Source organism: Synechococcus sp. SynAce01 (assembly GCF_001885215.1).
GTDB lineage: Bacteria > Cyanobacteriota > Cyanobacteriia > PCC-6307 > Cyanobiaceae > Regnicoccus > Regnicoccus frigidus.
Genome location: NZ_CP018091.1, coordinates 2,289,119 through 2,304,330, shown reverse-complemented (window position 1 = coordinate 2,304,330; position 15,212 = coordinate 2,289,119). Strand labels below are relative to the sequence as shown.

Below are 15,212 nucleotides of genomic sequence, written 5' to 3'. Positions count from 1 at the left end.
AGGTATTTCTTCCCATTCAGGGCGGCCCGATCGCTGCGGCCCCGCCCGCAGGGCTGCGCCGGGAAGGCGAAGATGGCAGGTCTCCGCCCTGCTGCGTCCCCCATGGCTTCGGTCTCCTCCTCGGCCGCCTCGCCGCCCCGGCCACCGGCTGGCAATTCCTCCCAGGTGCTCGATCAGGCGGTGCTGGGCTCCCGGCGGCCCTCGAATCTGGTTGTCGCCCTGGCTGTGACAGCCGGCGGAGCCGGTTTCCTGCTCGCCAGCCTCTCCAGCAAGCTGGGGATCGACCTGATGCCGATCGGCCACCCCGCTGCCCTCGTCTGGGTTCCCCAAGGGCTAGTGATGGGGGCCTACGGGATCGCGGCGCTGTTGCTCTCCACCTACCTCTGGGGGGTGATCGCTATCGATGTCGGCGCCGGCAGCAACCGTTTCGATCAGACCAGTGGCACCGCCACCATCAGTCGGCGGGGCTTTCGCCAGTGGATTCGCTTCGACCTGCCCCTGCGCGACATCCAGGCGGTCAAGGTGGATGTGCGCGATGGGATCAATCCCCGCCGCCGCCTGGCTCTGCGCTTGCAGGGCCGCCGCGATCTACCCCTGACCCGGATCGGCGAACCCCTTCCCCTGGCCGAACTCGAGCAGAGCGGTGCTGAGCTGGCTCGTTTCCTCAAGGTGCCCCTGGAGGGCGTCTGAATCCAATGGCGATCTCTTTTCCCCGCGTTCTGCTCGTCGGCTTGCTGCTGTTCTCGCCCTTGGGGCTCACGGCCTGCGCAGCCGATCCGGTCAAAGGCTCCATCGGCTGCGAAGCCGCAACCAGCCCCTGCCTGAGCGGCCAGGCCCTGGTGGCTCTGCAGACCAGCCGCGGCGAGGTGCAGGTTTCACTCGACGGTGAGGCGGCGCCGCTGACAGCAGGCAACTTCGTTGATCTGGTGCGACGGGGCACCTACAACAACACCGTGTTTCACCGGGTGGTGCGCGAACCTTCGCCCTTCGTGGTGCAGGGCGGCGATCCCCAGAGTGCCGATGCCAAGGTGCCGGCCAACCTGTACGGAACCGGCAGTTTTCTTGATCCCACCAGCGGCCAGGCCCGCTTCGTGCCGCTGGAGATCGCACTCAAAGGCGAGGCGGAACCCCGCTACGGCCAGGAGCTGACCAATCCCGCTGAGCTGGGGCAGCTGCGCCTGCAACATGAACGCGGAGCGATCGCCATGGCCCGCTCGGCTGATCCCAATTCGGCCAGCGCCCAGTTCTATATCGCGCTCAAACCCCTGGTGGAGCTCGATGGCCGCTATGCGGTGTTCGGCCGTGTGGTCAAGGGCCTGGAGGTGGTGGACAAGATCCGCCAGGGCGACAAGCTGGTCAAGGCCACCGTGCTGGAGGGCGGCGAGCTGGTGGAGGGCAAGCCCTGAGAGAGCGGAGCCTCAGGCCGGCACCCGCTTGCTGGACGCGCTGATCTTCAGGAAGGCCGTGTTCACGCCTGAGGCCCGCTCCAGGGCCACCTTGCCGGTGCGCACGATCTCGAGAATTCCGTAACTTTCGAGAATCTGCTCCAAGGCCACCAACTTGCCTGGATCCCCCACCACCTCAAGGATCAGGGCGTGATTGGAGACGTCGATCACATTGGCGCGGAACACCTGCATCAGTTCGAGGATTTCGGAGCGTCGCTCCGGCGGTGCCGAGACCTTCACCAACATCAGTTCCCGCTCCACCGAAGGAATCGTGGTGAGGTCGATCACATTGAGCACGTTGACCAACTTGTTGAGTTGCTTGGTCATCTGCTGCAGGGTCGACTGATCCCCTTCCACCACCATGGTCAGCCGGGACACTCCCTTGCCTTCGGCAGGCCCAACCGCCAGGCTCTCGATGTTGAAGCCGCGCCTGGCAAACAGACCGGAGATCCGGCTGAGGGCGCCTGATTCGTCTTCAACCAGCACGGAAAGGGTGTGCTTCATGCAGCGCTCGCTGGGGCCCGGAATCCTGAGGCCAAATTACGTTGCGGCCTTCAGGCGGCTCAGCCAGGGATGCAGCTGCTGGCTGAACTCGGCTGGGGCTTCGTCGTGGGGGCAATGCCCCACCCCTTCAAGCAAGGTCAGTTCGAGATCGCTTTTGTAACGCACCAGTTGGCGCGAGACCTCAATCGGCACCAGCCGGTCGGCCTCGCCCCAGAGCACCAGCAGGGGCTGCTGCATGCGGGCCAGCAGGGCGGCGGCGGTGGCCTGCCGTGGCCGCAACGCCATGCCGATGCTCATGCCCCGCAGCGCCCAGGAGGCGGTGGGCCGGCGGGCCGGGGCGGCAATCAGCTGACGCAGTTCGCTGTCGCCGATCACGGCAGTGGCGTAAGCGGATTGGATGCCGAGATCGAGCAGGGGAGTGCGGGCGATCAGCGGGACCAGCAACTCCAGCGGCAACAGCCGGCAGAGCAGGATCACCACCAGCCGCTGCAGCCGTCGCCGCCAGGGGGGCCGGCGCCGCGGCACGGCGACCAGCAAGGTGGGGTCAGGCAAGGTGGCCGCCGCAACGGCCCGCACCCAGCCGGGAAAGAACACGGCGCAGCTGAGCGCCACCAGGCTGCCGAGCGAATGGCCCACCAGCACAGCCGGTGCCTGCACCACCTCTTCGAGAAAGGCCTGCACCTGGCGCGCCCAGAGGCGATTGTCGAGGCGGCGGGCCGGCTGGGCGGAATCGCCGAAGCCGATCAGGTCGAGGCCATAGACGCACCAGCCCGCCGCCGCCAGCGGACCCGCCGTGCGGCGCCAGTGGCCGCTGCCACAGCCAAAACCGTGAATCAACAGCAGGGGCGGATGGCCTGGATTCCCAAGCTGCCGCCAGTGGCAGGCCATCCCCTGCCACCGCCAAACCGCATGTTCGCCCCAATCGATGCCGCTCGTTGCGACAGGCTGGCAGAGGGTTGTCACAACCGGAGCCGATCCGACGCAGGAGGACTCTCACTATTGCGAAGCTTCCGCCCGAGTGCGTCTCGGCAGCGGCTTTTTTCAGGCCAGCTCACGGCCGTCGCGGGATCTTGGCGTGCTCCTGGCGCGCCAGCTGGCGGGCTGCGGCCCGCTGCGGGTGCTCGACCTGATGGCCGGCTGCGGCATTCGCGCCCTGCGCTACGGCCAGGAAAGCCAGGCCGAAGCGGTGTGGGCCAATGACGCCGACCCCGACCGCTTGGCCTTGCTTCAGGCCAACCTGGCCCCACTGCGGCTGCGGCTGCCCACTCCGTTGCGGGTCAGCACACTCACGGCCCAGAAACTGCTGGCCGATTGCCTGATCCGGGAGGAACGCTTCGAGCTGGTCGATCTCGATGCCTTCGGCTGCCCGAGTGCCCTGCTGCCCCTGGCCCTCGATGCGGTCAGCTTCGGCGGAGTGCTCTATGTGGCCAGCAGCGATGGCCGCTCCCCCACCGGCCACGACCGGCCCGCCGCGATCCGGCTGCTGGGGGCTGCCGCCCGGGCCCATCCAGCCAGCTGGGAGTTGGCCCTGCGCCTGCAGCTGGGGGTGATCGCCCGCACGGCCTGGGCGATGGGTCGGGGGCTGGAGCCCCTGCTGAGTTTCAGTGAGGGGCGCACCTTCCGCACGGCGGTGCGCCTGCGGCGCCGGCCTGCCGAGGCGGAGGAGAGGCAGCTGGGTATGACGGCCTATTGCCACCGCTGCGGGGACCAGCAGGTGCAGCCGCTGATCAGCCTGCGCGCCTGGGCGCCATGCTGCGGTGCCGATCGGCCGTTGGCGGTGAGCGGACCACTCTGGATCGGCCCCTTGCAACATGGCCCCACCCTCACGGCCATGGCCCCAGCTGATCCCAGCCTGGGCCGCGAAGCCAACCGGTTGCTCGCCCGCTTGGCCGACGACGAAGGCCTGCCAGCCCGCTGCTGGCCCACCGCCGAGATCGGCAAGCGACTGGGCGGTGGGCCACCGGCACTGGCCGCGCTGCTGAGCGCCCTGCGCGGCGACGGCTGGTCGGCGTCCGCCAGCGCCCTGATGCCAGCGCAGGTGCGCACCGACGCGCCCTGGCCCGTGGTGCTGGGCGTGGCGGAGGCGCTAAATAGGTAGTCGTTCCCGACCACTCCCATGGCCTCAGAAATCTTCGGCATCGCAGCGATCTTCTGGGTGCTGATTCCGGTCGGCTTGGTCGGCGGCGCCGTGCTGCTCAAGTTGCAGAAAGACTGAACCAGCTGGCACCCCTGTCGGCCCGCGTCAGGTCTTGTCGCAGCTTTAGGCTCAGCCCTTCGCCGCCCGTGGTTCATGCAGGTTCTGGTCGTCGGTGGCACGGGAACGCTGGGTCGCCAGATCGCCCGCCGCGCACTCGATCAGGGGCATCAGGTGCGCTGCATGGTGCGCTCACCGCGCAAGGCTTCGTTTCTGCAGGAATGGGGCTGCGAGCTCACCCGCGGCGACCTGCTCGAGCCTGCCAGCCTCGACTACGCCCTGGAGGGTCAAGACGCGGTCATCGACGCCGCCACGGCCCGCGCCACCGACAACCACAGCATCTACACGATCGATTGGAGCGGCAAGCTCAATTTGATCAACGCCTGCCGGGCGGCGGCGGTGAAGCGCTTCATCTTTGTGTCGTTGCTGGATGCCGAAAAGCACCGCAGCGTGCCGCTGATGGAGATCAAATACTGCACCGAGCAGTTGTTGATCGAGTCAGATCTTGACTACACGATCCTGCGGTGTGTGGCCTTCATGCAGGGGGTGATCGGTCAGTTCGCCATGCCGGTGCTCGAGAGCCAGACGGTCTGGGTGAGCGGCACGCCAACGCCGATCGCTTACATGAACACCCAGGACGTGGCCCGTTTCGCCGTTGCCTCCCTCGACCACCCCGCCACGGTCCGTCAGGCCTTTGCCGTGGTCGGGCCGAGGGCCTGGAACACCGGTGAAGTCACCCAGCTCTGTGAGAAGTACAGCGGCAAGGCGGCGCGGGTGTTTCGGGTCAGGCCCGTACTGATCCGGCTGATGCAGGGCATTGCGGCCTTCTTCGAACCGGGCGTGAATGTGGCCGAGCGACTGGCCTTCGACGAGGTGACCGGTGGGGGGATCAGCCTGGAGGCGCCGATGGAGGAGAGCTACGCGGCCTTCGGGCTCGATCCAGCCGAGACGACCCACCTCGATGCCTACCTCAAGGAGTATTTCGGCACGATCCTGAAGCGGCTGCGGGAGCTGGATGTGGACCTGGCCAAGGATGCCAAGAAAAAACTTCCCTTCTGAGCAGTTCAGGCGTACTATTTCCGTTGATTTTGCCCGTCACCTCTGGGTATCGCCCTCACCCCTCCAGCTCTTGCACGCCATGTCCATTGCCCAGATCAAAAACCTGCAGCGCCGTCTCGCCAACCTTGAGCAGGAGGCGGTGGAGGAACTGAATCGCTGCTGCGGCCATGAACTCTGGCTGACTGTTGGCTTCGATGCTTTTGATTCCCTTGAGGATCCCGATCGCCGCTCGCGCGCCAACTATTACTACGGCCAGTTGCAAACGGCGCGGGAACTGCAACAGGTGATCGGCTGAACGCTGATCTGCTCAAGCGTGATCAGCTGAACGCAGGGGCAGCCCTCGCGAAACCGCCTTACCCACCGGCGCCACCCTGGCCACCCTTTCCGCCGCCGGCCCTGCCGCCGCGTCCTGGAGAGTGAACGGCTGGGCGCCGCAGCACCCCCTCAAGACGCGCATTTTCGCCTGAATCAGCCTGCCGCCACTGGCCAGGGGCCAGGCCTTCAAGGTTGAGCGGCGCTTGGCCGTCCATCAGATCAATGGCGGTGCGAATCAGGCGCAGGGTGGGCAGTCCGACGGCGGCCGTCATGCGCCGGACCTGGCGGTTGCGGCCTTCGCGCAACTCCAGCTCAAGCCAGCCGGTGGGCACGGAAAGGCGGTGCCGGATCGGGGGCTGCCGCTCAGCAACGGCGGGATCGGCGAGCAGGGCGGCCTTCGCCGGCAGGGTGCGCTTCCCCTGCACGATCATCCCACTGCGCAGCTGCTGCAGATGGTCTGGCGTGACCGTGCCCTCCACCTGAACCGCATAGCGGCGCCAGTGGCCCCAGCGGGGATCGGTGAGCCGTTGCTGCAGGGGGCCGGAGCTGGTGAGCAGCAACAGGCCCTCACTGTCGGCATCGAGGCGGCCGGCGGCATAGACGCCGGGGACATCAATGAACGCAGCGAGGCTGGCCCAGGAACTGCCGGGTTCAGGCGTGAACTGGCTCAACACCCCATAGGGCTTGTGAAACAGCAGAACGGCCAACGGCGCTGCTCAGCTGGGGTTGCTGTTCTGGCGCGCTTTCCAGAGGTTCACCACCCCGATCGAGATCAACAGCAGACCGAGATCCAGCGATAGGGGCGGAGTGATCAAAAGAAGGCCTCAGGCGAGGGGTGACCCTAGCCACCGCCTGGGCTGGCGAGGCGTCAATTTAAGCTGAATCAATTCTCCGCTTTGAGCACCAGTCCCGCATGATCGAAACCTCGGGTGTGATCGAGAAGGAACAGGGCAATGGGTTCTACCTGGTCACCCTCGATCAGCCTTCCGGTCACCAGTGCCTCTGCCGTGCCGCCGGAAAGCTCACCAAGTTCCGCATCAAGCTGCTGGCTGGCGACAAGGTGCTGGTCGAGATCAGCCCCTATGACCTCACCCGCGGCCGGATCACCTACCGCGAACGCAACGCCGGCACCACCGGCCCCCGCCCGGGCGGCAACCGACCCGGTGGCCCCAGGCGCCGCTGAGTCAGCGCTCTGCGCTGCGTTCAAGCTGTGCGTTCAATCCGCGGCCTGCTGCTCCGTTCTCTGAAAAGTGCCAGCACCGTCCGAGCACTTTCGCGGCTGCTTGGGGTCAAACGGCGTTCTGAAGGGCGTGATCAGAACGTCGAGGCGTTCGGCATGGTCGTCGAGGCAGACGATCCAGTCACGGAATTCTTCGGACAAGGCAAAACTCTCCTCGTAGCGCTGCTCAGCATCGAGCTGGGCCATCCGAGAGATCGCCCAATGCACCAAGGGAGACAAGTGGCGTTGGAGAGACGCATGGTCCATGGCCTAACTCCGAATCGTTACCAAACTGGCGGCCAAGCAGACCTTCAGTGGTGTTGTGAAGCGAACGTCGCATTTTTTTGAGAACGGCAATGTAGTCAAGGCTGCAGCTCAGGCCTGGCGGGCCACAAACGGGGGAAGCTGAGGGCCTTTGAGGCGGATCAGCTCACCAACCCCCTCGCGCAGCGCCTGCAGGGGCAGCGCCGCGCTGCCACCGGCTCCGCCTGCCTGTAGATGGGCCACCGCCACGGGCTTGGGCCGGATCAGGTAGGGCTCGGCCACCGACCAGCTGCGGGCAAAGCCGATCAGCCGGGGATCGGCGGGAGCGAACACGAAGGAAGCGTGGCGAGGAATCGCCTCAACGGCGCAGCGCTCCGCCTCCATGCGCACGGCCCGGGTGATCGCCTGTACGAAACGGCTGCGGGTCACCACCGTGGTCAGGTAGGCCACCACCCGCAGGCGCGGTGCGTCGAACCCCTCGGCGCACATATCCACACTCACCAGCCAGTCAGCCTCGCCACGGCGGAAGGCCTCCAGGCGACTGGCCGCTTCGGAATCCTGGGAATGGACCAGGAACACCCGATCCCCCTCCTCTTCGAGCAGCCCGGCGATCCTCCTGGCATGGTCAATATCCCGGGCGATCACCAGGCCACCCGCTCCGCGATGCTCGCCAGAGCGCAACTTGGCCAGCTTGCAACGGGCCAACACCAGAACCCGCAAGGCGATGCTGCTGGGGTCGCCCAGCTGGATCGCCCGGCGCAGGTTCCGGGCTCGCCAGCTTTCGCGCCCTTCCAGCGACAACGCCGAGCGCTCCGATTCACCCGTGCGGCCATGGTCGACCCAGCCGTCCTGGAAGCGGAACTCCAGGGGGCGCACATCCCCGGCCGCGATCAGCTGCCGGGGCTCGACGCTCAGATCCGCCGCGATCCGCTCGACCCGCTCACCGTCTTCCCACTCAAGAACGCGACTGGCAGCGCAGAAGGCCAGGTTGTCGGCCCGAAACGGCGTGCCGCTCAGCCCCAGGCGCAACACGCAGGCCTGGCTGAGGCGCTCAAAGGCATGACCCCAGGCGGTGGACTCCGGTTCGTCCGGATCCACCCCCAGGTGGTGCACCTCATCGGCGATCGCCAGCACCTTGGCAGCCCTCACCCAGGCCAGCCCTTTCTCGACCCTCTCCAGCTGCCGGGCCGCTCCCTGGTAGGTGAGTAACAGACCACCGCCCTTGGGCAGCTCGGCAGCCTCGCCTTGCCAGAGCGCCAGTTCGATGCCGAGCCCGCGGGCCGCCGTTCGCCACTGATCGGCGATCGAACTGCGATGACAGAACACCAGCAGATGGCTGAGCTTCCCTTCTTGCTGCAGTCGCTGAAAGCTGAGCAGGGCCCCGAGCGTTTTGCCCGCACCGGGGCCGGCATGGATGAGCACATCCTGGCTGCCACGCTCCAGGCGGCGGCGCAGCAGGGCAATCATCTGGCTCTGCCACTGGCGCGGCCTGGGCAGAGCCGGTGCTCCCGCTGGCGATGGCCCGGCGGCCAGGTCAAAGGAAGGGAAAGCCATGGCCACGGACCCGGGACCGTCATTGTGCGGCCGAATCAATGGCGCTGCTGAACAGATTGTGGTGGGGGAAGGGATGAATGAGTGTTTCTCGTCAGGCGCGCGGGGCCGGGGTTTCTTTAACTTCCGGCCATGGCCCAGGGTTCAGCCTTTCCACCAGCGCCGGGATGTCGCCTCCACCTGCAGCGTTGTCTGCGCCTGGAATGTGACCTCGATCCGCTCATCCTGCGGGCACGGCTGTTGCGCAGCGTCGGTCAGCTGGGCCCGGCCCGATGCCTAGAACAGGAGCTGCTTCCGCTGCTTTGAATTCCAGCCATGACTGATTCCCTAGCGAAAGGCGTTGTCGCCGTCAGCGGTGCTTCCGGCAAGACTGGCTGGCGGGTGGTGCAGGAGGCCCTGCGGCGGGGCTATCGGGTGAAGGCGCTGCTGCGGCCCAGCTCCGCCGTGCCCGAAGGCCTGCAGGGCGCGGAACTGATTCGGCTCGAACTCAGCGATGGCCCCGCCCTTGAGAAGGCCCTGCAGGGCGTGGAGGCCCTGGTGATCGCCACCGGGGCACGCCCATCGATCGATCTGACCGGCCCCCTGAAGGTGGATGCCCTGGCCATGCGTTCCCAGATCGCCGCCTGCCACGCCAGTGGGGTGAAGCGGGCGGTGCTGGTGAGCTCCCTCTGCAGCGGCCGCCTCTTCCACCCCCTCAACCTGTTCGGGTTGATCCTGATCTGGAAGCGGCTGGGCGAACGCTGGCTGCAGGAAAGCGGCCTGGACTGGACCGTGGTGCGCCCCGGCGGACTCAAGGAGTCTGAGGAGCAGCTCGAGAGCGAAGGCCTGCGTTTCAGCGGCCCCGACCAGCAGGAGAGCAACAGCATTCCGCGCCGCCTGGTGGCCCGGGTCTGCCTGGATGCCCTGGAGCAACCCGCCGCCATCGGCCGGATCATCGAGGTGACCAGCAGCCCGGAGCTCGAGCCAATCCAACTGTCTGAGTGGTTGCAGCACGAGGCAACGCCCGCCCGTGCCTGAGCGTCTGCTGGTCCCACCCTTCCGCCCGCGGCCGCCCTGGTGGGGGGCGGATCTCCAGACCCTGCGCGATACGGTCCGGCCGCCCCAGTTCCCGATCGATCGAGGGATGCCCCTACCGATCGCGATCGCAGCGGGGGAGCAGCTGCTGGCCCTGCATGACCGGCCGGCCGCCGCTGAGCCCCTGGGCCTGGTGGTGCTGCTGCATGGGCTGGGAGGATCGAGCCAGGCCACCGGGGTGCGCCGCCTGGCCCTGGCGCTGCAACAGGCTGGCTTTGCGGTGCTGCGGCTGAATCTGCGCGGGGCTGGCGCCGGCCGGGCCCTGGCCCGAGGCACCTACGCCGCCCACTGCAACAGCGACCTGCAGCCTGCCCTGGCGCTCGCCCGGCAGCTGGCGGGCGAGCGGCCCCTGTTCGGGGTGGGTTTTTCCCTGGGCGGCACGGTCTTGCTCAACGCTGTTCTGGGTGCCTCCACGCCGCAGAGCGGCCTGGATGGGTTGGTGGTGATCAGCAGCCCGCTCGATCTGGCGGCCTGCTCCGCATCGATCGGCCGGCCGCGCAACCGGCTCTACGAACGCTGGCTGGTGCGGGCCCTGCGCCGCCAGACCCTGGCGGATCCCCATGGCATCAGCCCCCGCGAGCGGCGGGGTTTGCCCGACGTGGGCAGCATCCGAGACTTCGACGCCCTGATCACCGCGCCGCGCTGGGGCTTCGCCTCAGCCGAGGCCTACTACGCCACCGCCAGTCCGCTGCCGCAGCTGCTGGAGTTGGCCAGCGGTGGGCCCGCCTCGACGGAAGCACAAGAACAGGCACAGGCTCCCCTGCCGCCAACTCTTGTGGTTCAGGCCCTTGACGATCCCTGGGTGCCGGCCGCCCCGGCGGTGGCGTTGGCCCAGGCAGCGCCTCCTGGGCTGCAGGTCGTGCTCACGGGCGGCGGCGGCCACAACGGCTTCCATGCTGCAGGCGGCAGCTGGTCGGATCAGCTCACGCTGCGGTGGTTGAAGCAGCAGGTGCTGGCAGAGCAGCGGTTGAAGCAGCAGGCACAAACGGAGTGCGCCTGAGGATCCACTCCTCGATCGGGGTGCCGCCCACCACGTGCTCCCGCACGATCCGCTCGATCCGCTCGGGCGTCACGCCCCCGTACCAGATCCCCTCGGGCCAGATCAGCAGGATCGGCCCCGCGGCACAGATGCGCAGGCAGTCGGCCTTGCTGCGCAGCACAACCCCGCCCGGCCGGGCTGGGTCCTCCAGGCCCAGCTCCCGCACCAGCTCCTTCAGCCGGCTCCAGCTCGCTGCCCCGAGCACGGGATCCACGCAGAGCGGATTCGATGGCATGGCGCAGAGCAACAGGTGATGGCCAACGCTTCCAGGCAGGTTCAAGGCAATGTCAAGTCAGTGGTGTTGAGCTGGTCGATCAGGCCAGCAGCAGTTTCGGGGCCAGGCTGGCTGAGGCTTCAAGCACGGCATGGCGCGCCCAGGCATCGACGGCCAGCACGTCGCTGAGGCTGGGATCGGCCTTGACCTCGGCCCGGTGGCGGTCGCAGACCCGCTCGATCAGGCGCGGGATATCGAGGAAGTGAACGCGCTCGTCGAGGAACAGGGCGACAGCCTGCTCGTTGGCCGCATTCATCACCGCCGGCATGGTGCCGCCGCTGCGGCCTGCGGCGTAGGCCAGGGCCATGCAGGGGTATTTGCTCTGGTCGGGTGCCTTGAAGCTGAGCTGGCCCACGGCGGTGAGATCGAGGCGGCGCCAGGGGGTGGGCAAGCGCTCCGGCCAGCTGAGGCAATAGAGCAACGGCAATTTCATATCGGGCCAGCCGAGCTGGGCGAGCACCGAGGAATCGGCGAGCTCCACCATCGAGTGGATGATGCTCTGGGGATGGATGACGATCTCGATGGCGTCGTAATCGAGGCCAAACAGATAGTGGGCCTCGATCACCTCCAGGCCCTTGTTCATCAACGTGGCCGAATCGACGGTGATCTTGCGGCCCATGCTCCAGTTGGGATGGCTGGTGGCATCGGCGACCGTCGCCTTGGCCAGATCGGCGGCGGGCCAATCACGAAAGGCGCCTCCGGAGGCGGTGAGCTGGATGCCGCGCAGGCCCGGGGTGGGAATGCCCGTGGAGAGGCGGGCGGTATCGGCCCAGGGGGTGCCCTGCAGGCACTGGAAGATGGCGGAATGCTCGGAATCGGCGGGCAACAGGCGGCTGCCGCTGCGTTTCAACTCGGGCAGCACCACCGGTCCAGCGGCGATCAGGGTTTCCTTGTTGGCCAGGGCCAGGTCTTTGCCGGCGCGGATCGCCGCCAGGGTGGGCAGCAGGCCAGCGCAACCCACGATCCCGGTCACCACCAGCTCGGCGCTGCTCCAGGCGGATGCAGCGCAGAGGCCCTCGCTGCCGGCGAGCAGCTCAGGACGGCGGGCGGGCCGAGCGGAGGGCTCCAGGGCATCAAGCCTGGCTTGGAGCTCGGGCAGCAGCTCGGGATCGGCCAGGGCCACCACCTCGGGGGAGTGGCGGCCGATCTGCTCGCTGAGCAGGGCCAGGTTGCGGCCCGCCGTCAGGGCAACAACGCCGAAGCGATCCGGGAACTCCTCGGCCAATTGCAGGGTCTGGGTGCCGATCGAGCCGGTGGAGCCCAGCACACTGATCGCTTTCATCAGGCTGGCCCGCATCTGCTGGCTGCCAGTCTCCCATCGATCCCATCGATCCCAGCGGACCGCGTGGCAGGGCAGGGGCGTCGTGCACACTGAGCGCAGCGATGGTTTCACCTCTGGCGGCCGCGATGCTCTGGCTCAAGCGTTGGAATTTCATCGAGCGGGCACGGCTGGAGCGCGAGCTCTGGGATGCCTTTGAGGGGGGTGAGGACATCGAGCTGAAGGTGGAAGCCTTGCGCCGCGTACTGGCTGAGGCCCCAGCAGTGGCCCCAGCCGCCGCTGGAGAAGAGGCCTTCAGGCTCGAGGTGTGGGAGACCACGAGGATCCGCATCCGCCGGATCGAAGCCTTGATGCGCGATCAGGCCCCACGCTGAATCCACTCGGTGGTTCCATCGGGGCGATCGATCAGTTCGATCCCCTTGGCCCGCAGACGATCGCGAATGGCGTCGGCATCGCCGTAGCGCTTCGCTTGGCGCGCAGTGAGGCGTTCGCTGATCAGGGTCTGGATCTCCGCCTGATCCGGGCCGGCTTCAGCGCCCGGATCAGGCTCAGGGCTGGCCTCCTGCTCCAGGCCAAGCACACCGCTGAGTTCCTGCAGCAACTGCCAGCGCCCGTGCAGATCTCGGTCTTCGTCAATGCGTTGGTCTCCCCGCTCCAGCCTGCGCGCGAGGGCTCGCAGCGGGCGGGCCAGATCGAACAGCACCGCCAGGGCCGCTGAGGTGTTGAGGTCGTCGTCCATGGCCGCAACGAAGGCAGCGCGACAGCTCAACAGGGCACCATCTGCTTCCTTGGCAGCTTCTTCTTGCTCAGCTCCTTGCTCAGCAACAGATTCACCATCCCAGGCCAGCAGCGCTTGCAAGCTGGGTTTCAGGCCCAGCCCAAGAGCTTGGTTGAGGCCCTGCCAGCCGGCGGCGGCGGCGGCGAGCGCTTCAGTGGTGAAGTCAAGGGGCTTGCGGTAGTGGGCTTGGAGCACGAAGAAGCGCAGGGTCATGGCTGATACCCCACTGGCGAGCAGTGATCGAATTGTGGTGAAGTTACCGAGTGATTTAGACATCTTTTCGCCGTCAACATTCACCATGCCGTTGTGCAGCCAGTAATGGGCCAGCGGCTCACCGTTAGCTGCTTCTGACTGCGCTATTTCATTCTCATGGTGGGGAAAGATCAGGTCTGAACCTCCCAGGTGAATGTCGATGGTGGTGCCCAGTTCCTGACGCACCATCGCCGAGCATTCGATGTGCCAACCCGGCCGACCGGGCCCCCAGGGGGAGGGAAAACTGGGCTCTCCAGGTTTGACACCTTTCCAAAGGGCGAAATCGAAAGGATGCCGCTTCCGCGATTCCTCTTCTGTGTTGAGGCGACCGCTGGCACCCTGTTGCTGCTCGCTGAGGCTGCGGCCACTCAACTTGCCGTAATCAGGCTGGCCGAGCACAGCAAAATAAACATCGCCAGCGGCGGAATAGGCGGCGCCAGAGGCTTCGAGTTCGCCGATCATGGCGCGGATGCCCTCAAGGCATTGGGTGGCGCGGGGAATCTTGTCAGGCGGGAGGATGTTCAGGGCAGCCATGTCATCACGGAAGGCCGTGATGTTGCGCTCACTCACCGCTTGCATCGACGAACCCTCTTGGGCAGCCCGCTTCAGGATTTTGTCGTCAATATCGGTGATGTTCTGAACAAAGGTGACCCGGTAACCGCTCCAGATCAGATAACGGCGCAGCACATCCCAGACGATGTAACTGCGGGCATGGCCCAGGTGACAGAGGTCGTAGACCGTGACACCACAACAATAAATGGAAACCTCACCCGACACCCGAGGCTGAAACGCCTCGGTGCGCCCGGTGAGGGTGTTGGTGAACTGCAGGGTCAAGGCTGGCCGGCTCAGGTTGAACGAACCGTAAGGGTTCAGCGGCGGCGGCTTGCCTTGAGCCGATCACCAGAGACCACGAATGGGCACAAATTCGACAGGAGCCGGGCGTGCCACCTGATAAGTGCAGGCTGGATCCGAAATCCTGAATCCTTGCGCAAGCAAAGGATCCTTGACCACGCTGGCCTGGGTGATGGTGGACGTGACCGAAGCGAGCGTGCGGGGCCCCAGGCAACTGGGCCTGTCAGCGAGATCGGCAGCGAAGGCTGGTGCTGCCACAGAACCGAGCGCGAGTGCGACACCGGTGGTAAAGAGTTTGAGCATGTTGAAAGTACGTTGAGTTGAATGAATGGTAAGCGGAAGGAATTGCCTTAACGCGACACGTTGTTGCTGCCGCCACCACCACCGCCGCCGCCGTCAAAGCAGCCAGCTGCGGCGCAGATTCCCAGGCCAACGCCTAGACCCACGGGAATAATCCACCAGGGGAAAGGATTGGTGACTGGAGGCGCAACGGCTGCGGGAGGAGCAGGAACGGCAGCGGCTGCGGTGAAGCAAAAGGGTGCGCTGCGTGCCGGCAGATTGCCTGGCCAATCGGGCAGCAAGTCGCACAGCACCTCATCCGGGGTGAGGGTGGTTTCGGGATTGATCGTGATGCTGCGGCGATCGCTGGAGAAAGAGACACGGTCAGAGTTGAGCAAGATACGCTCCACTTCTTCGCCGGTGACCTTGTTACGAACCGAGATGTACTCGCTGTTCGAGAACCGGGGCAATGCGCCCTCATAGGTGATCTCCAGCTCATTGCTGCCGACCGGCATAACCGTGACGTCGCTTGCCGACTGGACGTCACCAGACGCCTGGCTGATCAGCTCGAACGCCCCTGGAACTGAAGAGGGTGTTTGGGCGGCAGGAGGTTGAAAGCCCGGCAGAGCGGTGACCCCATCACCATTCACACGCACCAAATTGACGCTGCCCCCTGGAAACGCTCTCACGGGCAAGGAGTTGACAGAAAATGCCGTGGCCGTGGCCAGCGCCAGAGAAACAGTGAAACGCATGAAACTCTTTGTCTAATTCTAGAATGCCTGCCAACTTACTTCCAGATGTGAAGAGGAAGGGGAACAGGTCGCAAACCAGATT

At 66.2% G+C, this 15,212-nt stretch carries 20 protein-coding genes; 11 read left to right on the top strand and 9 right to left on the bottom strand.

Annotation, left to right across the window (positions count from 1 at the left end):
• The first annotated feature begins 102 nt into the window (after positions 1–102).
• Together BM449_RS12010 and BM449_RS12005 are read left to right on the top strand one after the other, a co-directional pair.
• Positions 103–690, top strand: a complete 588-nt coding sequence (locus BM449_RS12010; protein WP_071801419.1) for a photosystem I assembly protein Ycf4 — start codon at positions 103–105, stop codon at positions 688–690.
• Positions 691–695: 5 nt separating this feature from the next.
• Positions 696–1,406 carry a peptidylprolyl isomerase gene (locus tag BM449_RS12005; protein WP_071801418.1) on the top strand — a complete coding sequence of 237 codons (711 nt, stop codon included), beginning with the start codon at positions 696–698 and terminating at the stop codon, positions 1,404–1,406.
• A 12-nt stretch (positions 1,407–1,418) separates the two neighbouring features.
• Here BM449_RS12005 and ilvN read toward each other — a convergent pair whose 3' ends face one another.
• On the bottom strand, positions 1,419–1,949 hold the full coding sequence (gene ilvN, locus BM449_RS12000; protein ID WP_071801417.1) for an acetolactate synthase small subunit: 531 nt from the start codon (positions 1,947–1,949) through the stop codon (positions 1,419–1,421).
• A gap of 36 nt (positions 1,950–1,985) precedes the next feature.
• Complete coding sequence (locus BM449_RS11995) at positions 1,986–2,837, bottom strand: alpha/beta fold hydrolase (protein WP_083544545.1); 852 nt, start codon at positions 2,835–2,837, stop codon at positions 1,986–1,988.
• Between the two features lie 130 nt (positions 2,838–2,967).
• On the opposite strand from BM449_RS11995, the gene BM449_RS11990 reads away from it, so the two are divergent.
• The 4 genes from BM449_RS11990 to BM449_RS11975 all read left to right on the top strand — a co-directional run bounded on the left by BM449_RS11990 (position 2,968) and on the right by BM449_RS11975 (position 5,497).
• A complete protein-coding gene (locus BM449_RS11990) occupies positions 2,968–4,047 on the top strand; it encodes a N2,N2-dimethylguanosine tRNA methyltransferase (RefSeq protein WP_071801416.1) in 1,080 nt (359 codons plus the stop codon).
• Between the two features lie 18 nt (positions 4,048–4,065).
• A complete protein-coding gene (gene petM, locus BM449_RS11985) occupies positions 4,066–4,164 on the top strand; it encodes a cytochrome b6-f complex subunit PetM (RefSeq protein WP_071801415.1) in 99 nt (32 codons plus the stop codon).
• 75 nt (positions 4,165–4,239) lie between these two features.
• Positions 4,240–5,202, top strand: coding sequence for an NAD(P)H-binding protein (locus tag BM449_RS11980; RefSeq protein WP_071801414.1), 963 nt, complete (start codon positions 4,240–4,242; stop codon positions 5,200–5,202).
• 79 nt (positions 5,203–5,281) lie between these two features.
• Complete coding sequence (locus BM449_RS11975; protein ID WP_071801413.1) at positions 5,282–5,497, top strand: hypothetical protein; 216 nt, start codon at positions 5,282–5,284, stop codon at positions 5,495–5,497.
• 58 nt (positions 5,498–5,555) lie between these two features.
• Here BM449_RS11975 and BM449_RS11970 read toward each other — a convergent pair whose 3' ends face one another.
• Entirely contained in the window at positions 5,556–6,224 is a 669-nt protein-coding gene (locus BM449_RS11970; protein ID WP_071801412.1) for a pseudouridine synthase, read from the bottom strand.
• A gap of 206 nt (positions 6,225–6,430) precedes the next feature.
• On the opposite strand from BM449_RS11970, the gene infA reads away from it, so the two are divergent.
• Positions 6,431–6,700, top strand: coding sequence for a translation initiation factor IF-1 (gene infA / locus BM449_RS11965; RefSeq protein ID WP_071801411.1), 270 nt, complete (start codon positions 6,431–6,433; stop codon positions 6,698–6,700).
• A gap of 33 nt (positions 6,701–6,733) precedes the next feature.
• Here infA and BM449_RS11960 read toward each other — a convergent pair whose 3' ends face one another.
• Together BM449_RS11960 and BM449_RS11955 are read right to left on the bottom strand one after the other, a co-directional pair.
• Positions 6,734–6,943 carry a hypothetical protein gene (locus BM449_RS11960; RefSeq protein WP_145537067.1) on the bottom strand — a complete coding sequence of 70 codons (210 nt, stop codon included), beginning with the start codon at positions 6,941–6,943 and terminating at the stop codon, positions 6,734–6,736.
• 168 nt (positions 6,944–7,111) lie between these two features.
• Positions 7,112–8,554 carry a DEAD/DEAH box helicase family protein gene (locus BM449_RS11955; protein WP_071801409.1) on the bottom strand — a complete coding sequence of 481 codons (1,443 nt, stop codon included), beginning with the start codon at positions 8,552–8,554 and terminating at the stop codon, positions 7,112–7,114.
• 129 nt (positions 8,555–8,683) lie between these two features.
• Between BM449_RS11955 and BM449_RS15085 the strand changes: the two genes are divergently transcribed.
• Genes BM449_RS15085 through BM449_RS11945 form a run of 3 tightly spaced genes read left to right on the top strand, consistent with a single transcriptional unit; the run spans position 8,684 to position 10,625 of the window.
• On the top strand, positions 8,684–8,857 hold the full coding sequence (locus BM449_RS15085; protein ID WP_162922880.1) for a hypothetical protein: 174 nt from the start codon (positions 8,684–8,686) through the stop codon (positions 8,855–8,857).
• 9 nt (positions 8,858–8,866) lie between these two features.
• Positions 8,867–9,568 (top strand): SDR family oxidoreductase, encoded by a 702-nt coding sequence (locus BM449_RS11950; protein WP_071801408.1) that lies wholly within the window; start codon positions 8,867–8,869, stop codon positions 9,566–9,568.
• Positions 9,561–10,625, top strand: a complete 1,065-nt coding sequence (locus BM449_RS11945; protein ID WP_233830714.1) for an alpha/beta fold hydrolase — start codon at positions 9,561–9,563, stop codon at positions 10,623–10,625. The genes BM449_RS11950 and BM449_RS11945 overlap by 8 nt, the downstream gene beginning before the upstream one ends.
• On the opposite strand, the gene BM449_RS11940 is transcribed toward BM449_RS11945, so the two are convergent.
• Positions 10,549–10,899 (bottom strand): ferredoxin, encoded by a 351-nt coding sequence (locus tag BM449_RS11940; protein ID WP_071802252.1) that lies wholly within the window; start codon positions 10,897–10,899, stop codon positions 10,549–10,551. The two genes, BM449_RS11945 and BM449_RS11940, sit on opposite strands and share 77 nt — an antisense overlap.
• A gap of 79 nt (positions 10,900–10,978) precedes the next feature.
• Complete coding sequence (locus BM449_RS11935; protein ID WP_071802251.1) at positions 10,979–12,220, bottom strand: 1-deoxy-D-xylulose-5-phosphate reductoisomerase; 1,242 nt, start codon at positions 12,218–12,220, stop codon at positions 10,979–10,981.
• 125 nt (positions 12,221–12,345) lie between these two features.
• Between BM449_RS11935 and BM449_RS11930 the strand changes: the two genes are divergently transcribed.
• Entirely contained in the window at positions 12,346–12,591 is a 246-nt protein-coding gene (locus BM449_RS11930) for a hypothetical protein (protein ID WP_071802250.1), read from the top strand.
• Here the strand turns inward: BM449_RS11930 and cysS are convergent.
• Complete coding sequence (gene cysS / locus BM449_RS11925; RefSeq protein ID WP_071801406.1) at positions 12,576–14,081, bottom strand: cysteine--tRNA ligase; 1,506 nt, start codon at positions 14,079–14,081, stop codon at positions 12,576–12,578. The genes BM449_RS11930 and cysS overlap by 16 nt on opposite strands.
• 368 nt (positions 14,082–14,449) lie before the next feature.
• A complete protein-coding gene (locus BM449_RS11915; protein WP_071801404.1) occupies positions 14,450–15,130 on the bottom strand; it encodes a hypothetical protein in 681 nt (226 codons plus the stop codon).
• Between the last annotated feature and the right edge of the window lie 82 nt (positions 15,131–15,212).

What these genes read in the sequence shown, in the direction of transcription:
- BM449_RS11950 (WP_071801408.1), top strand. Translation starts at nt 8,867, where the DNA reads ATGACTGATTCCCTAGCGAAAGGCGTTGTCGCCGTCAGCGGTGCTTCC.
- petM (WP_071801415.1), top strand. Translation starts at nt 4,066, where the DNA reads ATGGCCTCAGAAATCTTCGGCATCGCAGCGATCTTCTGGGTGCTGATT.
- ilvN (WP_071801417.1), bottom strand. Translation starts at nt 1,949, where the DNA reads ATGAAGCACACCCTTTCCGTGCTGGTTGAAGACGAATCAGGCGCCCTC.
- BM449_RS11955 (WP_071801409.1), bottom strand. Translation starts at nt 8,554, where the DNA reads ATGGCTTTCCCTTCCTTTGACCTGGCCGCCGGGCCATCGCCAGCGGGA.
- BM449_RS12010 (WP_071801419.1), top strand. Translation starts at nt 103, where the DNA reads ATGGCTTCGGTCTCCTCCTCGGCCGCCTCGCCGCCCCGGCCACCGGCT.
- BM449_RS11930 (WP_071802250.1), top strand. Translation starts at nt 12,346, where the DNA reads ATGCTCTGGCTCAAGCGTTGGAATTTCATCGAGCGGGCACGGCTGGAG.
- infA (WP_071801411.1), top strand. Translation starts at nt 6,431, where the DNA reads ATGATCGAAACCTCGGGTGTGATCGAGAAGGAACAGGGCAATGGGTTC.
- BM449_RS12005 (WP_071801418.1), top strand. Translation starts at nt 696, where the DNA reads ATGGCGATCTCTTTTCCCCGCGTTCTGCTCGTCGGCTTGCTGCTGTTC.
- BM449_RS15085 (WP_162922880.1), top strand. Translation starts at nt 8,684, where the DNA reads ATGGCCCAGGGTTCAGCCTTTCCACCAGCGCCGGGATGTCGCCTCCAC.
- BM449_RS11940 (WP_071802252.1), bottom strand. Translation starts at nt 10,899, where the DNA reads ATGCCATCGAATCCGCTCTGCGTGGATCCCGTGCTCGGGGCAGCGAGC.
- BM449_RS11975 (WP_071801413.1), top strand. Translation starts at nt 5,282, where the DNA reads ATGTCCATTGCCCAGATCAAAAACCTGCAGCGCCGTCTCGCCAACCTT.
- BM449_RS11995 (WP_083544545.1), bottom strand. Translation starts at nt 2,837, where the DNA reads ATGGCCTGCCACTGGCGGCAGCTTGGGAATCCAGGCCATCCGCCCCTG.
- BM449_RS11915 (WP_071801404.1), bottom strand. Translation starts at nt 15,130, where the DNA reads ATGCGTTTCACTGTTTCTCTGGCGCTGGCCACGGCCACGGCATTTTCT.
- BM449_RS11980 (WP_071801414.1), top strand. Translation starts at nt 4,240, where the DNA reads ATGCAGGTTCTGGTCGTCGGTGGCACGGGAACGCTGGGTCGCCAGATC.
- BM449_RS11935 (WP_071802251.1), bottom strand. Translation starts at nt 12,220, where the DNA reads ATGAAAGCGATCAGTGTGCTGGGCTCCACCGGCTCGATCGGCACCCAG.
- BM449_RS11960 (WP_145537067.1), bottom strand. Translation starts at nt 6,943, where the DNA reads ATGGCCCAGCTCGATGCTGAGCAGCGCTACGAGGAGAGTTTTGCCTTG.